This window comes from Chlorogloeopsis sp. ULAP02, assembly GCF_038404745.2.
Lineage (GTDB): Bacteria > Cyanobacteriota > Cyanobacteriia > Cyanobacteriales > Nostocaceae > Chlorogloeopsis.
The window spans coordinates 1-2,015 of the sequence record NZ_JAYKTT020000029.1 but is presented as its reverse complement, the minus strand read 5'-3'; the positions used below and the strand labels follow the sequence as shown (position 1 = coordinate 2,015).

At 39.8% G+C, this 2,015-nt stretch carries 2 protein-coding genes; one reads left to right on the top strand and one right to left on the bottom strand.

Going from position 1 to position 2,015, the window contains the following annotated elements:
* Window positions 1-112 precede the first annotated feature (112 nt).
* Window positions 113-1,276 (bottom strand): ferrochelatase, encoded by a 1,164-nt coding sequence (gene hemH / locus U2718_RS13220; RefSeq protein ID WP_342002851.1) that lies wholly within the window; start codon window positions 1,274-1,276, stop codon window positions 113-115.
* Between the two features lie 115 nt (window positions 1,277-1,391).
* Between hemH and U2718_RS13215 the strand changes: the two genes are divergently transcribed.
* The gene (locus tag U2718_RS13215) at window positions 1,392-1,622 is read left to right on the top strand and encodes a hypothetical protein (protein ID WP_411813278.1); all 231 of its coding nucleotides are present in this window, start codon (window positions 1,392-1,394) and stop codon (window positions 1,620-1,622) included.
* The last annotated feature ends 393 nt before the right edge of the window (window positions 1,623-2,015 follow it).

The following is a 2,015-nucleotide window of genomic DNA, read 5'->3' as shown; positions in this document are numbered from 1 at the left end:
TATATGAGTAACTTGATTAAAGACAACCAATAACGGCGCTCCCAAAGGAGCGCTTTTTCTTTTATGTCTTTTGGTTTTTAGTCATTGGTCTTTGGTCTTTATTTACACCTGACTACAAAATCCCAAGCATATGTAATAGACCATGTCCAGTAATTAATTCAATCATCAAGCCAATAAAACCAAGCATGGCAATGCGGCCATTCCACACTTCTGCACTTGTAGTAATTCCCCATTCCCAACGCTCTGGTGGATAGATTTTGACTTTTTTCTTCATTTGGTAGACTTGCGAAAGCTTAATACTGGGAGCTTTGAGAGCATCAACTACCAAGTCTGCTAGCGCTTTAATAAATACTGGATGAGTATTAAGAGCAGGTACGCGACGGAAGTTATGAATTCCTGCTTCCTCTGCAATTTCTCGATACTCAAGGTCAATTTCTTCGAGCGTCTCAATATGTTCGGATACGAAACTTATGGGTACTACAACCAAGTCTTTTACGCCTTTTTCCGCTAGTTCTGGAATGGCATCTTCAGTATAGGGTTGCAGCCATTCTACAGGGCCAACACGGCTTTGGTAAGCCAATGTATGAGCATTAGGTCGATTGAGTGTCTGCATAATTAAATAGGTGCATTCCTCAATCTCTTGCTGATAAGGGTCGCCTGCTTCTTCAACATAACTTTTGGGAACTCCATGAGCGCTGAAAAAGATATGAGCCTCATCTGCATTGGGCAGTTGATCAAGTTCTTGAGCTATCAGTGCCGCCATTGCCTGAAGATATCCTGGTTGTTTGTACCAGGAGGGAATAACGGTATACTCAATTCGCTGGAGTCTTGGGTCTTCTTGCCAAATTTTCTCTAAAAGCCGAAAGCTAGAGCCGCTAGTGCTGATAGAAAACTGGGGGTAGAGTGGTAGGATGACCAATTTCTCGATATCGTCTTGGTTAAGGCGAGCGATCGCTTCTTCCGTATAAGGATGCCAGTAACGCATACCAATATATATGTTAGCTTCCTGTCCCAAGGCTTGCAGTTGTTCTTTTAGAGCTTCGCCCTGGGCTTCAGTAATACGTCGTAACGGGGAACCACCCCCTATTTTGCGGTAGTTTTCTTGAGATTTTTTGGTACGGCGTGAGGCAATAAACCAAGCTAGGGGCTTTTGCAACCAGGGAAAAGGTAGGCGAATGATCTCTGGATCAGAAAACAAGTTATACAAAAACGGTCCTACATCCTCTAATTTCTCCGGACCACCGAGATTGAGTAGTAATACGCCTACACGACCCATAGCAGTAACAGTCCCCCAATCTTTTCAGCTTTTTTACTAATGTTAACAATAATATCTTGATCTAAATATATAAGTTAACTAAAAGGAAAGAAGTAATGGCAACTATTTTAAGAAATTGGAGTTACCGTTACCAGCGGCTCTACGATTCCATATTTCGTCTAGCCGCTCTAAGCGTAGTGGTGAGGTAACATTTTGCCAACTAGCTTTGTATGGGTTAACAATTCACTCAGATACGAAAATTCTCGACTTATGTTGCGGTAATGAACAAGCAACAAAATTTTTGGTGAAATATTCGCAAAATGTAATCGGCTTAAACACTTCAGCTTTGTCATTGAATGGGGCATAACAAAATCTGCCTCAAGCAGATTATGTAGAAGCCTTTGCTGAAAAAATTCCTTTTTAGATAACGAGTCTAATTTGATACACATCACCTTCGCATTACATTGAGATGGAATCAAAACAAATGCAAAATCTTTTCAAAGAAGTATATCGTGTGCTGAGGTCTGGTGGAGTATTTTCCTTAGTGGATTTTCATAATCCCACTAATTTCCTATTTGTACTACCTGTATGAATATTTTTATAATTGCTTGAAATAGAGACTGCTTAGGAATTATTAAAGATTAATTTGCCAGAATTATTGACTGAAACAGGATTTAAGGTGAATAGGCAAAGTTTATATGAAAGAATAGGCAATTAACAATCTATTTAGAAAAAAGCCGACTAGTTTCTTTTTGGAGTA